Here is a 17,658-nt window from a genome sequence, read left to right as displayed (position 1 = left end):
GTGCGCATCGCCGTTGTTCTTCGTAACGTATTGAAAAACAACACCTTTACGACCACCATTCCTCGACAACCTGCCAAATATCAGCGCCCCGCGACCAAAAAAAAGCGGCACCCCGTAGTGGGATGCCGCTTTCTCAAACCGTCAAACTCTGGCGCCGAGAGGCTCGCCTTATTTGGTCTTCTTCAGCTCGACCAGGATCTGCTTGACCACCGCCTTAAGGGTCTCGAAGACGCCGGGGCCGTTGGGCGCGATCGCGCTGGCCTCAAAGTCGGGGTACTTGCCCTCCGGGTTGAGGTCGGCGCGCAGCTCTTCGAGCGGCATCGCCGTGGGCAGGTCGCGCTTGTTGTACTGGATCACAAAGGGGATCTTGTCGATGTCGTAGCCGTAGGCCACCAGGTTCTCTTTGAGATCCTCCATCGAGATGATGTTGGCCTCTTTACGAGCCCGCTGGCTGTCGGCGACGAAGACAACACCGTCGGCACCTTTCATGATCAGCTTACGGCTGGCGCTGTAAAAGAGCTGACCGGGCACCGAGTAGAGGTGCAGGCGAGTTTTAAAGCCGCGGATGGCCGGGAGACTCAGGGGCAGGAAGTCGAAGAAGAGCGTGCGCTCTTGCTTGGTCTCCAGACTCACCAGCTTACCGCGCGCGTCCGGGTTAGTCCCCGAGTAGATGAACTTAATGTTCGTCGTTTTACCACAGAGCCCCGGCCCGTAGTAAACGATCTTGAGGATGATTTCCCGCTGGGCGTAATTGATGAACGACATAGGGACCTTCTCGTCACCGCGCGTGGCCAAGGCGAACGTACCCTGGGGCCGGGGCACGTTGCGTTAGCTGGTTCGAAGTCTCGAAATCGACATCGTCGAATAAACTCGCTGGAATGCCGCGAAGCGTTATACCACGAGGCGAAATCGTGTCGAATTAAATTTTGAACATCGCCGCCCGACCTCTCAGCCTGGCGTCGAGCCTGCGCCGGTGCTCGCCAGACCTGCCCGGCACACACCTGCGAAAGCTCCCCAAAACCACATCAAAACGTCATTTGAAACACGTCGCCTCAAGCGTGGAAGCCTCACTAGAAGGCATCATTGAAGAGGCTGTCGATATCGTCGTCGGTGATCTCGCCGAAGATATCCATATCTTTGTTGCCGTCTTTGGCCTTCTCGGCGACCGCCGCGATGATGTCGGCCATCTCCGCGTAGGCGCGCTTGACCCGCAGGCGCACAAGACCAAGGCTTGAGCGCTCGTCGAAGATGACCACAAGAATCAGCGTGTCACCGATCACCGAGACATGCAGATGCTTGCTTTTTCCTTCGTGGAAGTGAACCGGGAACTCCTCCTCACCGAGCATCAGCGCCAGGCTGCCGGTTGCCGCAGTGGAGCCGGCGACCAGCGAGGCAAGACCGGTGGTGTCGATACCAGTGGTCTCGCCAGTGGCGGTGACCAGCTGCCCGTCTTTGTCCACGATAAAGATGGCTTTCGCGAGGGCATCGCGCACAAGACGCTCACAGATCTCTGTGAGCTTCTGGTGCTCCTCTTCGTAAATCACCATCTGGGAACTGAGCATGGAGGTACTCCTCGGTTGCCTCCCCTTAAAAGGAGGGTCGAGTCGGCGTCAAACTGACTTTCACGGGTCAAGCTAGCACAGTGACCCACCCCACGCAACGCCGGGGTTGGGGCCTGGAGAACGGGCGAAAACCCGCACGCACGCTACATTTCCCGCCTCTGCGAGAGGGCGCGTGAGAGCGTCACCCGGTCGGTATATTCGAGCTCTCCACCAATCGGAACACCGCTGGCGATGCGGCTGACCTTGAGCCCCAGCGGCTTGAGCAAGCGCTGCAAATAAAGCGCGGTGGCCTCCCCGTCGACCGAGGGGCTGCAGGCCACGATCACCTCCTGCGGCTCCCCCATGCCTTCGGGCGGGGTCTGCAGGCGGGTGAGCAGCTCGCGCAGACGAATATCATCGGGCCCCACCCCGTCGAGCGGGCTGATAAGCCCGTGCAACACGTGGTAGAGCCCGCGAAAATCACCGGTGCGCTCGATCGCCCGCAGATCTTGGGTGCGCTCCACCACACAGATCGTGGTGGTGTCGCGACGGGTGTCGCGGCAGATCTCGCAGACCTCGGCCTCGGTCAGGTTGCAGCAGACCTGACACAGGCCCACCCGCTCCTTGACCTCCACCAGCGCCTCGGCCAGCTCCCGGGCCATCTCCTCGCTCTCATTGAGCACGAAGAAGGCCAGGCGCGTGGCGGTACGCTCGCCAATACCCGGCAACTTGCGAAACGCGTTGACCAGGCGAGTGATGGGATCGCGGGGCTTCATCGGGTGGGCCCGGGTCAGAAGGGGGGCTTAGAAGAGGCCCGGGATGTTGAGGCCACCGGTGATCTTCTCGATCTCGGAGTTCATCATCTCACCGGCCATCTCCATGGCCTGGTTGACGGCGCCGAGCACCATCTCTTCGAGCACCTCAACGTCGGAAGGATCGACGACGTCGGGGTTGATCTTGATCTGCAGAAGTTCCTGCTTGCCGTTCACCACGGCCGTGACCATGCCGCCGCCGGTGGAGGCCTCAATGGTCTTGTTGCCGATCTCTTCCTGAACCTTGGTGATGCGCGATTGCATCTTCTGGGCCTGGCGGACCAGGCTATTCATGCCGCCTTTCATCGCGAGTGCTCCTGGGTGGGCGCAACGTCATTGAATTGAGTGTGGTTCGCGCCGCCGCCGGGCGACACGAGGGGTGAGTTATACGCACACACCCGGCAGTGCGCAACGCATCTTGGGGCCAGGAGCGCACACCCCGCGCTTAGCCAAGGCCCAGCAAAGCCTCGGTGATGGCGCGCACGCCCAGCGTGAGGCAGCGCTCATCGACATCAAAGCGCGGGGTGTGCAGCGGGTGCACCTCATCGGAGCCCGGATCTTTGACGCCCAGAAAGAAGTAAGCCGCCGGCACCCGGGTGGAGAAGGCCGCGAAGTCTTCGGCCCCAAGCTGCGGCAGATGTTTCACCATCACACCCTCGCCCACGCGCTCTTCGACCAGACGCACCACGCGGGCCTCCAGCGCCGCATCGTTGGCGGTCAGGCGCGCGCCGGGCACGAAACGAATGGAGGCGCGCGCTCCCAGAGCGGCGGAGACCCCCTCAACGATCTGGCGCGCCGCGTCGCGGGCGCGCTCCATCGCCGGGGCCGAAAGTCCGCGCAGAATGCCGGTGAGCTCGGCCCGCTCGGCGATGATGTTGTAGGAGTTGCCCGCCTCGAGCTTCCCGATCGAGAGCACCACCGCCTCGCGCGCATCGGTGATACGGCTGACGACCTGCTGCAGCGCCACGATCACCTGGGCGGCCACGGCCACCGCGTCGATGCCCTCGTGCGGGTAGGCGCCGTGGCTCTTTTTGCCCTCGATCACGACTTCCACAAGCTCCGACGCCGCCCACACAGGCCCGCCGGTATACCCGATCTTACCCACCTCCAGAGTGGGCATGCAGTGCAGCGCAAGAATGGCCTCGACCTGAGGCGCTTCGAGCACACCTTCCACAGCCATGCGCTCCGCCCCGATCGGCTCACCTGTGGGCGATGCCTCTTCGGCGGGCTGAAAGATCATCTTCACCCGCCCCTTAAGCTCACTGCGCCGCGCCACAAGCTCGCGCGCCACTCCCAGCCCCACCGTCGTGTGCACATCATGGCCGCAGGCATGCATCACCCCGGCGCGCGTGCTGCAATAGTCGCTCTGGCGAAGCTCCTGAATGGGCAGGGCGTCGATGTCGGCGCGAAACGCCCGCGTCGGGCCGGGCAGCTCCCCCTCGATCAGCGCCACAACGCCCGTCTCGGCCACCCGCGCGCTCTTTAGCCCCAGCGCCGCCAGCTGATCTTCGATGAACGCCGCGGTCTGATGCTCTTCAAACGAAAGCTCCGGGTGGGCATGCAGATGGCGACGCCAGGCCACAAGCTCATCGTCGAGGGTTAAAAGGTCCTGGCTCATCATGCACCTGCTCTGCCCGGGTCTCGGGCGTTGAAAAAGGAAGATCGATCACAAGGTTCAACACGACGTGCACAAAAAACGCCGCCGCGCTCGACAAACTCACCGGGAGTAGGGCAAATGCCCCTACCCCTGTCAAGATAGCCAGAGCGACAACGGCCGGTGCTCTCACCCTCACATCAGGGGAGCTCGCCACCTCCGAGAGCCGCGCCGCTGAAACGACAACTTCTAATGGAATGAACTGATGATGCCGTCTTCTCGTCACCCGATCTTCGTTACCTTGCTCACGCTGACCCTGCTCTTCGCCAGTGGTTGCGCCACTTCTCTAAGCAACCTCGCCCCGGCTCACACCCTTGCCCCGGGCGAAGTTCAGATCACGGGCGTGGCCCAGGCCGATCTTTATACCGGCGTGTTTGACGGCACCATCGACGCCGGTCGCGCGGTGGTCGACGCCGCCCAACGCGATGATGGCCCCATCAGCGAAGAAGAGCTGCGCACGCTGCTCGACGCCGTGCTCCTCTGGCAGCTCTTTTTGCCCGGGGTCACCCCCGAGCTGGCGCTGCGCGTCGGTGTGAGCGATCGCCCCCTGGCGGGCCTCGATGTGGGACTTCGTTATAACGGCAACGTCGTCAAACCCGATGTGCGCCTGCAGCTCTGGGAGAGCGCCAGCGGCAACCTCGCGCTGACCGCCCACGCCGCCTACGGTTACCACCGCTCCGTGGCCACCTCTGCGGTGGAGTGGGCGGTGATGACCGAGTTCAAACGCCACGACTTCGAAGCCGGCCTCTCCGCAGGCTGGGAGTACCAGGACATCTTCAAACTCTACCTCTCGCCGCGCTACCTCTACAGCGACCTCTCGGCCACCCCCAACCTCCCGGACTGGCTCAAGGAGCGCATCCCCGAGGAGTACCAGGACTACAACCCCTCGCGCTTTTTTGAGGACTCCGAGATGCACTACGTCGGCCTGAACTGGGGCGCGATGCTCGGCTACCGCTGGGTCTTTGTGCACCTGGATATGACGATGATGCGCGTGCTCTTTCGCCCCACTGTGCTGGAGTCGTCGCGCAACTACGACAACTGGGTCTTCGCCCCCAGCGCGGGTCTCAGCGTGCGTTTTTAAGTCGATGCGCAACGCCCACCGAAGGGGGTGGGCCTTGCCCGCGATCGCGATCCCTGCGAAGAAAGGAGCAAGATCGGCGCGGCCGACGCGATAATGAGAGAAGCACCATGTTGCACCTCTGGTCGTGAGCGCGCGCCGACGGCGCCACACTCGCCAGCACGTTACAGGCGTGCCGGCCCTCCTCTCTCGAGCACCGCACTATGAACCTCCCCGCTCCCTTCGCACCTATCGCGCCCTCGATCGACGCGGCGCTCCACGACATCTTCGGCTTTGAGTCCTTTCGCACCGGCCAACGCCGCGGCATCGAGGCGGTCGTCGAGGGCAACGACACGCTGATTGTGATGCCCACCGGCAGCGGCAAGAGCCTCTGCTACATGCTCCCGGGCTGCGTGCTCCCGGGGCTCACACTTGCGGTCTCACCGCTGATCGCCCTGATGAAAGATCAGGCCGATGCGCTTGAATCCTTTAACATTCCAGCCACTTACATCAACTCCTCGTTAAGCTGGGATGAGCAACGTCAACGCCTGGCGGGCATGCGCGCCGGCGCCTTCAAGGTTGTTCTGGTAGCCCCGGAGCGCTTTAAGAGCCAGGCCTTCCTCGACGCCCTGGCGGGCGTGCCCATCGGACTTTTTGCCATCGATGAGGCGCACTGCATCAGCCAGTGGGGCCACGACTTCCGCCCGGACTACCTCAACCTCGGCGAGGTCCGTCAGAAGCTGGGTGCGCCCACGACGCTGGCGCTCACCGCCACGGCAACCCCGGACGTTCAGCGCGACATCGCCGCCCAGCTCGACTTTGACAATCACAGCGTCGTCGTCTCCGGTTTTGAGCGCCCCAACCTCTTCTTTGAGGTGTATCCGGCCCGCAGCCGCCGCTCCAAATACGAGCGCATTGAGGCTCTGCTCGACCAGACTCCCGAGGGCAGCAAGGTCATCTACTGCGCCACGCGCAAGCAGGTCGAAGAGGTGGGGCGCAACCTGCGCGAGTCGGGCTACTACCCGGCGCTCTACCACGCCGGGCTCTCCGACCAGGAGCGCGACGAGGTCCAGGACGCGTTTATGGCCGGCGACGCCCCGCTGCTCATCGCCACCAACGCCTTCGGCATGGGCGTCGATAAGAGCGATGTGCGCGCCATCGTGCACTTCAACATTCCCGGCAGCGTTGAGGCTTATTATCAGGAGGCCGGGCGCGCCGGTCGCGATGGTGAGCCGGCCCATTGCCTGCTTCTCTACAACCGCGCCGATCTTCGCATCCACGAGTTTTTCACCGAAAACTCCTTCCCTGACCGCAAGCTGGTGGAGCGGCTGTGGACGCTACTGCAAAAACACGGCGTGGGCATGCACACCCTCGACGCCGACATGCTCGCCGACCACCTCTCGCGCGCCGGCGACGATCGGGTGCACCCCTGGGCGGTGGGCTCGGCGCTGCGCCTGCTGGAGCGCGGCGGGCACCTGGCCTTTGGCCAGCGCGGTCCGGCCCCCTGGCTGGAGGTCATCGACCAGGCCCGCACCCGCGATCTTCGGGTGGACTGGGACGCGCTCAACGCGCGCCGCGGCGTCGATGAGCAACATCAAGAAGATATGGTGCGCTACGCCACCGGCCACACCTGCAGGCAGGTCTACCTGGTGCGCTACTTCAGCGACACCGCCCACGACATCGCCGAATGCAAGCGCTGCGACCGCTGCTGCGGCCCCCCCTCCTACGCCCAGGCCGCAGGCCAGGTGCGCGCGCCCATCGTCGTGCGCGAGCCCGCCCAGACGGTGCTTCGCAAAGTCTTAAGCGGCATCGCCCGTGCCCGTGGCAAGTGGGGTGCGCACGTGATCGCGGCGATGTTGCGCGGCTCCCGCGCCAAGAAGATCACCGGCGCCGGCCTCGACCGGCTCTCCACTCACGGCATCCTGCATGCGCTCCGTCAGGATGATCTCGTGCGCCTGCTCGATGTCTGCTCCCAACTCGGGCTGACCACGCAAAACACCTACGGCTGCCTCTCGCTCACCGACGCCGGCACTGAGCTGATGATGTCTTCGGAGCCTCTCTCCGAGACCGTCGCCGACGTGCTCGCCAGACATCTTCGCTCCACCTCCGAGTCGGGTGAGATCCCCCCAGGGCGCGCCGCCAGTCGCCCCACCGAGAGCTTCCCCCGCCCTGCCTCCGGCGATGGCGAGCTCGGTGAGACCTACCTGCGCACCCTGATGCTCGCCCGCGAAGGCCACGACTACCGCCAGATCGCCGAAGAGCGCGGGCTGACCCCCTCCAGCGTCCTTCGCCACTTTATGACCCTTGCCCAACGCGGTCATAAGCTTCCCCTCGACGACCACGCCGACGGTCGCCTGCTTCCAGAGCTTCGCGAGCTTGCCAGCGACTGGTCTCCCGATGATAAACTTGCCGAACTCAAAGAACGCCTCACAACCCCCTGCGACTACGATACGCTGAAGTTGAACCTCGCCATCGTACTTCAGGAACGTTTTGAACACGCCCAAACCCCCGAAGCCTCCTGAGAGCCCGCTTCACCGATCGGTAAGGCAGGCGCTCGCCAGGCAGTCAAAACCGATAGAGCAAGGCCAACGCCTGCTGGTCGTCATCCCCGACGCCACACGCCCTGTTGATCTTCCCGATGTGCTCGAGCCTCTTCTCGTGCACCTCAACACCTTTAAGCCCACTCACATCTCGGTGCTGGTCGCCCTGGGCCTGCACCGCGCCCTGGCCCTCTCCGAGCTGAGACCCCTCCTCGAGATCTGCCAGCAGGCCGGCGCCTCACTCACCCAGCATAACCCGCACCACCCGCGCCTCTCGATGCTCGGCGCTGACGTCGGGCTTTTCTCCGAGCCCCGGGCCGAACCCCTCATCGGCGCGGCCCCTCCGCGAGCAGATCGGGCGCTTCCCGCGCTCCTCCACCCGATGCTCTTTCAGCACGACCGCATCATCGTTGTCGGCACGGTCGAGCCGCATCAATACGCCGGTTTCTCCGGCGGCATCAAAGCCCTGGCCATTGGCTGCGCGGGCGAAGAAACCATCGGCACGCTGCACGGCCTGGAGCTGCTTCGCCACCCCGGCGTGCGCCTGGGACGCATCGACGATAACCCTTTTCAGCAGGCCCTCTGGCGGGTGGCGAATGTGCCCGCCCCCGTCGACGCGTTGCAGATCGTCCCCGGCCATCCCGAGCCCCGCGCGATCCTCTTCGGCCCGGTTCGCCCCACCTTTGAGGCCGCCTGCAAGATCGCCGGCGAAGCATTCTTCTACACCAGTGAACCCCTGCCCTGGCTGCACCTGAAGTTGCCGCCGAGCAAGTCCGACAACTTCTACCAGGCCTCGCGCGCGGCGACCTACGCCGCGCTTGTCGAAAAGGGCGCGCTCACCCCCGGAGGGTGGATTGTGCTGGAAGCCGACTGCCCCGAGGGGCTCGGCTGCGGCGATGGCGAGCGCGCCTTTGCCCGCGCCCTGGCCCGTGGCCGCGACGCCCTGCTCGCTGAACTTCGCGGCGAACAACGCTCCCCGGAGCCGGGCGCCGGCGGCCAGCAGCGCGCCTACGTGCTGGCGATGGCGCTGGAGCGAAATCCCATCGCTCTCATCTCGCCACAACCTCTCCCCGAGCTCGACGCGGTCGGCATTCGCCAGTTCCGAAGCCTCAAAGAGGCTCACCGCGCGCTCAACCTGCCCCTGGTCACCGGGGTCTCCCTGCCCGACATCTTCACCGGGCTCCCCATCCTCAAGCACTGAGCACGCCCGCGCTGTGGTGCACACCTTAAACGCAAAAAAAGAGCGTCCCCGCCCGAATCTCCGGCGGGGACGCTCTTCTGACTTCAACGCCCGACCTCACACGTCCCGACGTCATCGTCGGGGCGCGCAAGGCCGCACGTTGGCTTAGCTCGCGTTCTTCTGCTCGATGAGCTCCAGCGCTTTCTCCAACGTCATGTCGTCGGGGTTGGTGCCCTTGGGAAGCGAGGCGTTGACCTTGCCCAGCTTCACATAAGGCCCGTAGCGCCCGTCGAGCACGTTGATGGGCTTACCGCTGTCCGGGTCGGTGCCCAGCTCTTTGAGCACCTTGCGGCTGTTGGAGCGGCGGCCCTTGGGCTGCGCCAGCAGCTCCAGCGCCTGCTCCAGCGTCACCGTAAAGACCATCTCCTGCTCGGGCAGGTTGCGGTACTCCTTGACGTGTTTGACGAAGGGCCCGTAGCGCCCGATGCCCGCCTCCACCGGCTTGCCATCTTCGGGGTGCTTGCCCAGCTCGCGCGGAAGATCGAGGAGCTGCGCGGCCTGTTCCAGCGTCACATCTTCAGGCTTCATGCCCTTGGGCACCGAGGCCGTCGGCGGCTTCTTGTTATCTTCGGTGCGCTCACCCAGCTGGAAATACGGACCAAAGCGGCCATTCATCAAAAAGATCGGCTCGCCCTTCTCCGGGTGAATCCCCAGCGACTCGGGGCCCTGCTCGCGCTTCTCCAGCAGCTCCAGGATCTTCTCATAATCCAGGTCGGCCGGCGGGATGTCGTCGGGCACATCGACGGTCTTGGTCTCACCCTCGACCTCGATCTGCACGTAAGGCCCGTAGCGCCCCACCTTCAGCTTGGCCGGGAAGTCCTCCAGGGTGACCTCACGGGCAAGGTCGGGCTCGATCTTCTCTTCGCCCTCATTGACCTTGTCGGCAAACGCCCCTTCGCGGCGGTAGAACTGGTGGAGGTACTCGACTTTGGAGCCCTTGCCGGCGGCGATCTCATCGAGATCATCTTCCATCCGGGCTGTAAACTGCGTATCGACCAGCTCGCCGAAGTGTTTTTCGAGAAACTCGGTGACCGCAAAGGCCATGTACGTCGGCACCAGCGTGCGACCCACCTTGCGGCCGTACTTCTCACCGGCGGTGATCTTGCTCATGATCGTGGCGTAGGTACTCGGACGGCCCACGCCTTCTTCTTCGAGCACCTTGACCAGCGAGGCTTCGGTGTAACGCGCCGGCGGCTTGGTCTCGTGACCGATGGCCTCAAGCTCATTGCAGTCGACCTGTCCGCCCTCTTTGAGTGCGGGCAGGAGCACTTCGCGATCTTCGAGGGCCGCCTCCGGATCATCGGCCCCTTCGACGTACGCGCGCATAAAGCCCGCGAAGTCGATGCGGTTGCCGTTGGCGCGGAACATGTAGGTGTGCTCGTCGTCGCTGACCTTCAGGTCCACGCGCACGCTGGTCTTTTTGGCGTCGGCCATCTGGCTGGCCACGGTGCGCTTCCAGATCAGATCGTAGAGCTTGCGATCTCGCCCTTTAAGCCCCGACTTCTTCGGGTGCACAAAGGCATCACCGGTGGGGCGAATCGCCTCGTGGGCCTCCTGAGCGCCCTTGGACTTCGAGGCGTAGACCCGCGGCTTATCGGCCACGTACTCCGCACCGTAAAGCTCTCCGGCGGCCTTACGCGCAGCGTTGAGCGCCTGCTGCGAGAGGTTCACCGAGTCGGTACGCATGTAGGTGATAAAACCATTCTCGTAGAGCGACTGCGCAACCCGCATCGTATCGGAGGCCGACATCCCCAGCTTACGGCTGGCCTCCTGCTGCAGGGTCGAGGTGATGAAGGGCGGCTTGGGCCGGGTGGTGTAGGGGCGCTCGGTGATCTCGTTGACCGTCCAGGGGCGGCTGGACAGCTGGTCGACCATCTTTTTGGCCTGCTTCTCGTCGAGGAGCAGAACGTTTTTGCCCTCGGCGATCTTGCCGGTGTTCTCGTCAAAATCTTTGCCGGTGGCCACCCGGGTGCCGTCAACCGCATGGAGCACCGCATCGAAGGCGTTGCCCTTCTCGGCGAGCTGCGCTTTGAGGTCCCAGTAGGAGCCGGTGCGGAAGCGGCGACGCTCGCGCTCGCGCTCCACCAGAAGTCGCACCGCGACCGACTGCACGCGCCCGGCCGAGAGCCCGTACTTGATCTTCTTGCCGACCAAAAGCGAGAGCGGGTAGCCCACCAGGCGGTCGAGGATGCGGCGAGTCTCCTGCGCGGCTACCAGGTGATCATCGACCTCGCGGGTGTTCTCCAGGGCGCGCTCGATCGCCGACTTCGTGATCTCGTGAAAGACCATGCGGTGGGTCGGGCATTTGGGCTTGAGCTCCTCCAAAAGGTGCCAGCTGATCGCCTCTCCCTCACGGTCTTCATCTGTCGCGAGGTAGAGGGCGTCGGCCTTCTTGAGCTCGGCCTTGAGCTCTTTGATGGCCTTCTTGGAGCGGGGATCTTTGACGACATAGACCGCTTCAAAGCCCTCCTCGATGTTCACACCCAGGCTGGCCCAGGACTCCTTTTTATACTTCGCGGGCATCTGGCCGGCGTTGTCCGGGAGGTCGCGGATATGGCCCAGCGAGGCCTTCACCACAAACTCCTTGGGCAGGTACTTTTGAATGGTCTTCGCCTTGGAGGGCGACTCGACGATCACGAGTTTTGACATAGAAGGATTCCGCGCTTCGCTGTTCATTCATTAACAGGGCCCAACGGCTTCGAGGCTCAGATCTACGCGCTCATCACGAGGTGGCAAGCCGCTTTCGCTGCGCGCCCCTTTTGAGGGACCTTTGCACCTACACCCGTTGCCCGTGGGGGGCTTTCATAGAGAAGAGCCCGGGGGTTTGTCCAGCGTCACCGCCGACCGAGTTTGCAAAAGAGCCCCACGCTGCGGCGCAGCGCGGGGCTCCAGAACTCAGGGAAGCCACCCCCGGAGGGCCTCGAGGTCGTCTTACTCCTCGTCGATCTTCTCCGGCGAATCGACCTCATCGCTGCCGGCATCATCGCCAGCCTCAGGCGCGCCGGGGCCTTTGCCAGACTTCATCATCGTGTAGAAGTCGCGCATCTGCTTTTCGAGATCCTCGGCCGAGAGGTTGGAGAGATCCATCTTCTTGAGCTGCTCCTCGTCGATGTCGCCGAGCATGCTCTTGGGAAGATTCTTCATCAGCGTGGGGGCCTGCTTGATGGCCATCTCGAAGATCGGTTTAAACGCCCCGCGGATGTTGCCGGACTCATCAAAGAGCTGATCGAGCATGCCCATGGGGTTGCCCCCGGGCATCTTCGGCCCGCCGCCTGTGCCGCCCTGCCCGAAGGCGTCTGCGAATTTTGAGGGATCGAAATCTTTGCCGAACATCTCGAAGATCGAGCTATCAAAGGCGGGCATCTCCACCGAGTCGTAGGCCGGGCCGAGCAAGAACATCGGCAGCTCGGCCGGGGCGCTGGCGGCGCGCTCCAGATCTTCGCGGGCGGCGTCTTCTTCGCCGCTCATCTGCAGCGCCGCGCCGCGCACCGCATAGGCATCGGGCAGGCTCGGATCGAGCATCACGGCGCGCTCAGCGGCCTTCTTGCCGGCGCTGAGCTTGCCCTCGGAGAGCTGCACATTGGCGAGCTGCACAAAGGCAAACGCTTCTTCCGGATAGATGTTGGAGGCGCGCAGCGCGTCTTCGCGCGCCAGGCGATGCTCCCCGCGCGCCAGGCGCAGGTGGCTGCGCATCAAGATCGCCTCCAGCGCCACATCGGTGCCCTCGCCAACGGCGATATCGAGCAGAATCAGCGCCTCATCGACCTGCCCGCGCAGCATATGCAGCCTGGCCATGGCCAGGGCGTAATCGGGATCTTCGGCATCGAGTTCCCGGGCGGCCTTCAAGTCGCGCTCGGCCGCCTTCAGATCGCTCAACCGCAGGTGAACTTCACCGCGCAACGCCAGGATCTCGGCGTTATCTGGATCGGCGGTGAGCGCGTGGGTCAGATCGGCGCGGGCCTCCTCGTACTCCTCGAGTTCCACGGCCACCAACGCCCGCCCCATCAGAATGCCCGGATCCCCATCGTTACGCGCGACCGCCTCATTGAAATAGGCCTGCGCCGCCTCCGGCTCATCGAGCTGGTAGCTGGCCCACCCCGCCACGGCCATCGTGGCCGCGTCGCGCCAGCCGGCCTTCCAGGCAGCCTGGGCGTCGGAGAGCGCGTCGTCGACTTCATCGAGATCCAGATAAAGCTCGGCGCGCCGGCTTAAGAGCCGCCCCCGCAGAAGATCATCTTCGTTGCGCGCGCCCGGCTCCTCGTTGCCCGGCCCCATCGTCTCGAGCATCGCGCTGAGTCGACCGATGGCCTGATGCAGCGCGCCGTCTTCGATCAGAGGCGCAAGCTCGGAGGTGAGCTGCGTCCACATCGCCTCGTAGGTCGGGCTGAGCGCGACGGAGGCCTGCTTTACATCACTCATAATCACCGCTTCCTATCGACAGACGCCCGCTCTCCTCAAGAAAGCGGGCGTCGGTCGAATCTGTAGGATTGTGTGCAGCGCGGGCGCGCCTGCGCCTTCACACAGGCGCCTTACTTCGCCGCGCTCGCCTTTTCAAAAAGCTTCCGCAGAGGCTGCTCGCCCTGGAAGCCCATCATCACGTCGACGACGTCGTTGCCGCGCATCGCCACGACCATGGGAATGGAGCGCGCGTTGAAGGCCTGAGCCAGCTCCGGCTCCTCGTCGATGTTGATCTTGCCGACCTTGACCTGGCCTTCAAACTCGCCAGCGAGCTTGTCGATGACCGGGCTGAGCGCGCGGCAGGGACCGCACCAGGGCGCCCACAGGTCCACGATCACGGGCACGTCGGCGTTGACCACTTCGTCATTAAAGTTGTTCTTGTTGAAGTTATGCGTCGTCACGATGGACTCCTTCTTTAGCTCCGCGCAAGTCGCGCGGCTTCATCAAACCTGGAGGTATGGCCGACCCGACACTCGAGCCTGCCGCTACCTTAGAGATTCAGCACCGGCGGACAAGGTTTCAAATTCATCGCCGGCGGCAGGTGTTACTCCCAGCCTTCGAGCGTGGTGCGGATATGGGCCAGGAACGCGTCGGCGGTGGCCCCGTCGATGGTGCGGTGATCGAAGGACATGCAGAAGATCGCGGTGGGGCGCACCATGATGGCGTCGGTCTTCTGATCGACAACCACGCGCTTTTTGATGGCGCCGGTGCTGATGATCGCCGTCTGGGGCTGGTTGATAATCGGCACGCCGAACTCCGCGCCAAAGATCCCGTGGTTTGAGAGCGTAAAGGTGCCGCCCCGAACCTCATCGGGCTTCAGGCGCTTGTTGCGCGCGCGCTCGGCCAGATCGTTGATGGAGCGCGCCACACCCAGCAGGCTGAGTTCATCGACGTTGCGCACCACCGGCACGATCAGCGAGGCATCGAGCGCCACGGCCACGCCGATGTTGATGTCGCCGCGGTAGACGAGCTGGTCGCCGTCGAGCGAGGCGTTGACCACGGGATAAGCCCGCAGCGCGTCGGCCACCGCTTTGACCATAAAGGCGGTGTAGGTGAGCTTGACGCCCCGCTCCCCAAACTCGGCCTTCATGCGCTTGCGGGCCTTGAACACCGCCGAGAAGTCGATCTCGTGGATGGTGTGGGCGTGCGCGCTGGTGGCGCGCGAGCGGGTCATATGCTCAGCAATCGCCGCGCGCTGCGGCCCCAGCGGCTCGTAACGGTCGCGATCGCCCAGGGTGATGGGCGGGGCGGCCGGCGCCTGACGGGTCTGCTGTGCAGGCTGCGAGGCGCGCGAGGCGATCGGTCCGGTGGAGCCGTTGGTGCCCTGGTGGGCGCCCGACTCGATGAAGGCCATGATGTCGGCTTTGGTCACCCGGCCGCTCATGCCGCTGCCTTCAATCGGCGACAGATCGGCGATGCCATGCTCCTGCGCGATGCGACGCACAAGGGGGGTGGAGCGGGTGCGACGAAGCTCCTCCCGGGAGGGCACCCCGTTGCTGCTCGCGGCCGAAGTCGCCGCCGCAGGCGGCGAGGCAAGCGCGGTGGCGGTGCCACCCGAGCTCGCAGAGGTTGCGCCGCTACTGGCCGAGGCGGCCTTCGCCGGTGCCGAAGTCGTCTCACTGGAGGCCGCGCTCACCTCACCGGGTTTCGCTTCGGTATCGAGCACCGCCACCACGGTGTTGATCTCGACGGTGTCGCCCACCTTCGCCAGGCGCTCCACCAGCACACCGGCCAGGGGGCTGGGCACCTCCGCGTCAACCTTATCGGTGGTGATCTCGAAGAGCGGCTCATCGCGCTCCACAAAATCGCCGATCTCTTTGAGCCACGCGGTCACCGTCCCCTCGGTCACCGACTCTCCCATCTGCGGCATCACCACTTCGCTTCGCATCTCGCCATCCTCTCTTTCAGTCAGGAAACGTCTTGATTGAACTTCTGCCTCACACCAGCCTAAAAGGCTCTTTAGATGTGAATGGCGTGACCCATCGCCGCGTGTGCCGCCTCGGCCACCGCCTCAGCCAGCGTGGGGTGGGGGTGGATCGTCATCAAGAGCTCCTCGATGGTCGACTCCAGCTCCATGGCCAGGGTGCCCTCGGTGATGAGCTCGGTGGCTTTAGGCCCGATGATGTGCAGCCCCAGAAGCTCGTCGTACTTTTTGTCGGCCACGATTTTTACAAACCCTTCGGTCTTGTTGAGGATCGCTGCCTTACCGATCGCGCTGAAGGGGAAGACGCCCGTCTTCACGTCATAACCGGCCTCTTTGGCCGCCTCTTCGCTCAGGCCCACCGAGGCAACCTCGGGGCTGCAGTAGGTGCACATGGGCACCAGGCGGTAGTTGATCGGGCGCGGGTTTTTGCCGGCGATGTGGTCAACGGCCAGAATGCCCTCTTTCGACGCCACGTGCGCAAGCCAGGCGGTGTCCACGATGTCGCCGATGGCGTAGACGCCCGGCTCACCGGTGCGCATGAACTCGTCGACCTCGACCACGCCGCGATCGTTGATCTTCAATTTGGTGCCTTTCGCACCGATATCCTGCGTGCGCGGCGCGCGTCCGGCGGCCACCAGCAGGTGCGAGGCGTCGATGGTCTGCGACGAGGTCTTGTCGCCCTTCTTCGTTTCGACGACGAGCTTGACGCCTTTGGCGTCGGCCTTGACGTCGGTGACCTTCGAGCTGGTCAGCACCGTCATGCCCTGCTTCTTAAAGGACTTTTCGGCCTCGGCGCAGACCTCGTGATCTTCGGAGGGAAGAACGCGCGGGGCCATCTCGATCAGCGTGACCTTAGAGCCGTAGCGCAAAAAGACGCTGGCAAACTCCGTGCCCACAGCCCCGGCGCCGATGACCACCAGGTGCTCCGGCACCTCCTCAAGCTCCAGAATCTCGTCGGAGTCCAGCACCCGCTCCGGGCTCATGTCGATGAAAGGAAGGTGGAAGCAGGTCGAGCCCGTCGCCAGGATCACGTTTTTGGTCGAGAGCGTCTGCGACTTGCCCTCGGCGCTCTCCACGCTGACCTTGCCCTTGCCCGCCAGGCGGCCGTGGCCCAGGTGCACGTCGATCTTGTTCTTCTTCATCAGGTAGCTGACGCCGCCGGCGTTCTTCTGCACGACCTTCGCCTTATAGGCGTGCATCTTGCCCATATCGAGCGCCACGTCGGAGGCCATCACACCAATCTGGTCGCCTTTTTTGAGCGTCTCGAGCATGTCCGCAGTGTGCAGCATGGCTTTGGTGGGAATGCAGCCGCGCAGAAGACAGGTGCCGCCCAGGCGCTCGGTGGGCTCGCGCTCCACGATGGCCGTCTTTAGCCCGGATTGTGCGGCATGAATGGCCGCGACATAGCCTCCCGGCCCCGATCCAATCACCACGACATCGTACTGACTCATGCCCGTCTCCTGCGCCAGACGCCCCGGTTTCCGGGGCGTTATCAAGGGTCAAAATTTCTCAGCTGCAACCGGCCCGTAACGTACTACGCCCCCCCTCCCTGTCAAGGTTGCCAAACGCCCCCAGGACGACGCTGGCGGCGTCGTCAGGGATTCGCAGTAGCGCTGCTACAGCTTCATCCCTGCCTCCTTGCCATCGGCCGCCCTGGATGCGTTTGGGTTGGGGGGTGTAAGGGTCAGGTGGCGAACCTGGGGGCGGTAGCGCTGCTACATGCTCCTCCTTGCTCCTTGCCAATCGCCGCCCTGCGTGCGCTCGGGTTTGGGGGTGTGCGCCCCAGTGCGACGCTGGCGGCGTCGTCAGGGATTCGCAGTAGCGCTGCTACAGCTTCATCCCTGCCTCCTTGCCATCGGCCGCCCTGGATGCGTTTGGATTGGGGGGTATGCGGGTTGTGGTTGGGTGGTTGGGTGGTTCGGTGGTTGTGGGGCACCGAGGTTCACGATGTGGGTCGATTCGAGTGCCCCCCGGCAGTTCGCGGGTTTTGAGTCCGAGATCGATGTCGAGCGTCAGTGCGCGCTTGTCCGAGAGACCCACATCACCCGCATAAACACTGAACCTTTCCTGACCCACAGTCAGCCCCCATCACTCCACCAGAGACAAAAAACCCGGGTCTGAGGGCCCGGGTTTTTTCTGTGTCACGCGACTTCTGCGTTTTCTACAAAACGTCGATAAAGTCACGCGACGCATGGGCTGCTTCACCCGGTGTCGATGCGTTTTGACCGCATCGACACCTTTTTGTGAAGCGGCTTGTATCAAATAAGACCTGCGTCACTTAAGACGTCGTCAGTCTTATTTGATGTGTCGTGGGAGACCTGCGTTCCGAAAAACGTCGAGAGTCTCACACAACCTCTGGCGCTCTCGTTTCAAACCTGCGTCACTTAAGACGTCGAGAGTTTGATGTGAGATCCGGATATCAGAACCTGCTA

Annotated in this window: 13 protein-coding genes; 3 read left to right on the top strand and 10 right to left on the bottom strand. The window is 63.8% G+C overall.

What is annotated here, in order from left to right; genetic code table 11:
- Window positions 1–168 precede the first annotated feature (168 nt).
- The 5 genes from FRC98_RS13925 to FRC98_RS13905 all read right to left on the bottom strand — a co-directional run bounded on the left by FRC98_RS13925 (window position 169) and on the right by FRC98_RS13905 (window position 3,974).
- The gene (locus tag FRC98_RS13925) at window positions 169–765 is read right to left on the bottom strand and encodes a GTP-binding protein (RefSeq protein ID WP_111731164.1); all 597 of its coding nucleotides are present in this window, start codon (window positions 763–765) and stop codon (window positions 169–171) included.
- Window positions 766–1,070: 305 nt separating this feature from the next.
- A complete protein-coding gene (locus tag FRC98_RS13920; protein WP_146973838.1) occupies window positions 1,071–1,562 on the bottom strand; it encodes a roadblock/LC7 domain-containing protein in 492 nt (163 codons plus the stop codon).
- A 143-nt stretch (window positions 1,563–1,705) separates the two neighbouring features.
- Entirely contained in the window at window positions 1,706–2,317 is a 612-nt protein-coding gene (gene recR, locus FRC98_RS13915; protein WP_146982047.1) for a recombination mediator RecR, read from the bottom strand.
- Window positions 2,318–2,344: 27 nt separating this feature from the next.
- Window positions 2,345–2,647, bottom strand: a complete 303-nt coding sequence (locus FRC98_RS13910) for a YbaB/EbfC family nucleoid-associated protein (RefSeq protein ID WP_230467609.1) — start codon at window positions 2,645–2,647, stop codon at window positions 2,345–2,347.
- Window positions 2,648–2,798: 151 nt separating this feature from the next.
- Window positions 2,799–3,974 (bottom strand): M20 metallopeptidase family protein, encoded by a 1,176-nt coding sequence (locus FRC98_RS13905; RefSeq protein WP_146982046.1) that lies wholly within the window; start codon window positions 3,972–3,974, stop codon window positions 2,799–2,801.
- A 238-nt stretch (window positions 3,975–4,212) separates the two neighbouring features.
- Between FRC98_RS13905 and FRC98_RS13900 the strand changes: the two genes are divergently transcribed.
- From FRC98_RS13900 to FRC98_RS13890, 3 genes are all read left to right on the top strand, one after another.
- The gene (locus FRC98_RS13900) at window positions 4,213–5,088 is read left to right on the top strand and encodes a hypothetical protein (RefSeq protein WP_146982045.1); all 876 of its coding nucleotides are present in this window, start codon (window positions 4,213–4,215) and stop codon (window positions 5,086–5,088) included.
- A gap of 200 nt (window positions 5,089–5,288) precedes the next feature.
- Entirely contained in the window at window positions 5,289–7,586 is a 2,298-nt protein-coding gene (locus FRC98_RS13895; RefSeq protein ID WP_146982044.1) for a RecQ family ATP-dependent DNA helicase, read from the top strand.
- A complete protein-coding gene (locus tag FRC98_RS13890; RefSeq protein WP_146982043.1) occupies window positions 7,555–8,805 on the top strand; it encodes a lactate racemase domain-containing protein in 1,251 nt (416 codons plus the stop codon). Before FRC98_RS13895 ends, FRC98_RS13890 begins: the two co-directional genes overlap by 32 nt.
- A gap of 144 nt (window positions 8,806–8,949) precedes the next feature.
- Here FRC98_RS13890 and topA read toward each other — a convergent pair whose 3' ends face one another.
- The 5 genes from topA to lpdA all read right to left on the bottom strand — a co-directional run bounded on the left by topA (window position 8,950) and on the right by lpdA (window position 16,677).
- Window positions 8,950–11,493: a type I DNA topoisomerase gene (gene topA, locus FRC98_RS13885; protein WP_146982042.1), complete on the bottom strand. Its 2,544-nt coding sequence runs from the start codon at window positions 11,491–11,493 to the stop codon at window positions 8,950–8,952.
- A gap of 282 nt (window positions 11,494–11,775) precedes the next feature.
- Window positions 11,776–13,263 (bottom strand): tetratricopeptide repeat protein, encoded by a 1,488-nt coding sequence (locus FRC98_RS13880; protein ID WP_146982041.1) that lies wholly within the window; start codon window positions 13,261–13,263, stop codon window positions 11,776–11,778.
- Window positions 13,264–13,373: 110 nt separating this feature from the next.
- A complete protein-coding gene (gene trxA / locus FRC98_RS13875; protein ID WP_115606576.1) occupies window positions 13,374–13,703 on the bottom strand; it encodes a thioredoxin in 330 nt (109 codons plus the stop codon).
- A 143-nt stretch (window positions 13,704–13,846) separates the two neighbouring features.
- Window positions 13,847–15,190, bottom strand: coding sequence for a dihydrolipoamide acetyltransferase family protein (locus FRC98_RS13870; protein ID WP_146982040.1), 1,344 nt, complete (start codon window positions 15,188–15,190; stop codon window positions 13,847–13,849).
- A gap of 71 nt (window positions 15,191–15,261) precedes the next feature.
- The gene (gene lpdA, locus FRC98_RS13865) at window positions 15,262–16,677 is read right to left on the bottom strand and encodes a dihydrolipoyl dehydrogenase (RefSeq protein WP_146982039.1); all 1,416 of its coding nucleotides are present in this window, start codon (window positions 16,675–16,677) and stop codon (window positions 15,262–15,264) included.
- Window positions 16,678–17,658: the final 981 nt, after the last annotated feature.

Source organism: Lujinxingia vulgaris, assembly GCF_007997015.1.
Classification (GTDB): domain Bacteria; phylum Myxococcota_A; class Bradymonadia; order Bradymonadales; family Bradymonadaceae; genus Lujinxingia; species Lujinxingia vulgaris.
Note: the sequence above shows the minus strand (reverse complement) of the source record. Positions and strands in the feature narration are given on the sequence as shown.

What these genes read in the sequence shown, in the direction of transcription:
- FRC98_RS13895 (WP_146982044.1), top strand. Translation starts at nt 5,289, where the DNA reads ATGAACCTCCCCGCTCCCTTCGCACCTATCGCGCCCTCGATCGACGCG.
- topA (WP_146982042.1), bottom strand. Translation starts at nt 11,493, where the DNA reads ATGTCAAAACTCGTGATCGTCGAGTCGCCCTCCAAGGCGAAGACCATT.
- recR (WP_146982047.1), bottom strand. Translation starts at nt 2,317, where the DNA reads ATGAAGCCCCGCGATCCCATCACTCGCCTGGTCAACGCGTTTCGCAAG.
- FRC98_RS13880 (WP_146982041.1), bottom strand. Translation starts at nt 13,263, where the DNA reads ATGAGTGATGTAAAGCAGGCCTCCGTCGCGCTCAGCCCGACCTACGAG.
- lpdA (WP_146982039.1), bottom strand. Translation starts at nt 16,677, where the DNA reads ATGAGTCAGTACGATGTCGTGGTGATTGGATCGGGGCCGGGAGGCTAT.
- FRC98_RS13900 (WP_146982045.1), top strand. Translation starts at nt 4,213, where the DNA reads ATGATGCCGTCTTCTCGTCACCCGATCTTCGTTACCTTGCTCACGCTG.
- FRC98_RS13905 (WP_146982046.1), bottom strand. Translation starts at nt 3,974, where the DNA reads ATGATGAGCCAGGACCTTTTAACCCTCGACGATGAGCTTGTGGCCTGG.
- FRC98_RS13870 (WP_146982040.1), bottom strand. Translation starts at nt 15,190, where the DNA reads ATGCGAAGCGAAGTGGTGATGCCGCAGATGGGAGAGTCGGTGACCGAG.
- FRC98_RS13910 (WP_230467609.1), bottom strand. Translation starts at nt 2,647, where the DNA reads ATGAATAGCCTGGTCCGCCAGGCCCAGAAGATGCAATCGCGCATCACC.
- FRC98_RS13920 (WP_146973838.1), bottom strand. Translation starts at nt 1,562, where the DNA reads ATGCTCAGTTCCCAGATGGTGATTTACGAAGAGGAGCACCAGAAGCTC.
- FRC98_RS13925 (WP_111731164.1), bottom strand. Translation starts at nt 765, where the DNA reads ATGTCGTTCATCAATTACGCCCAGCGGGAAATCATCCTCAAGATCGTT.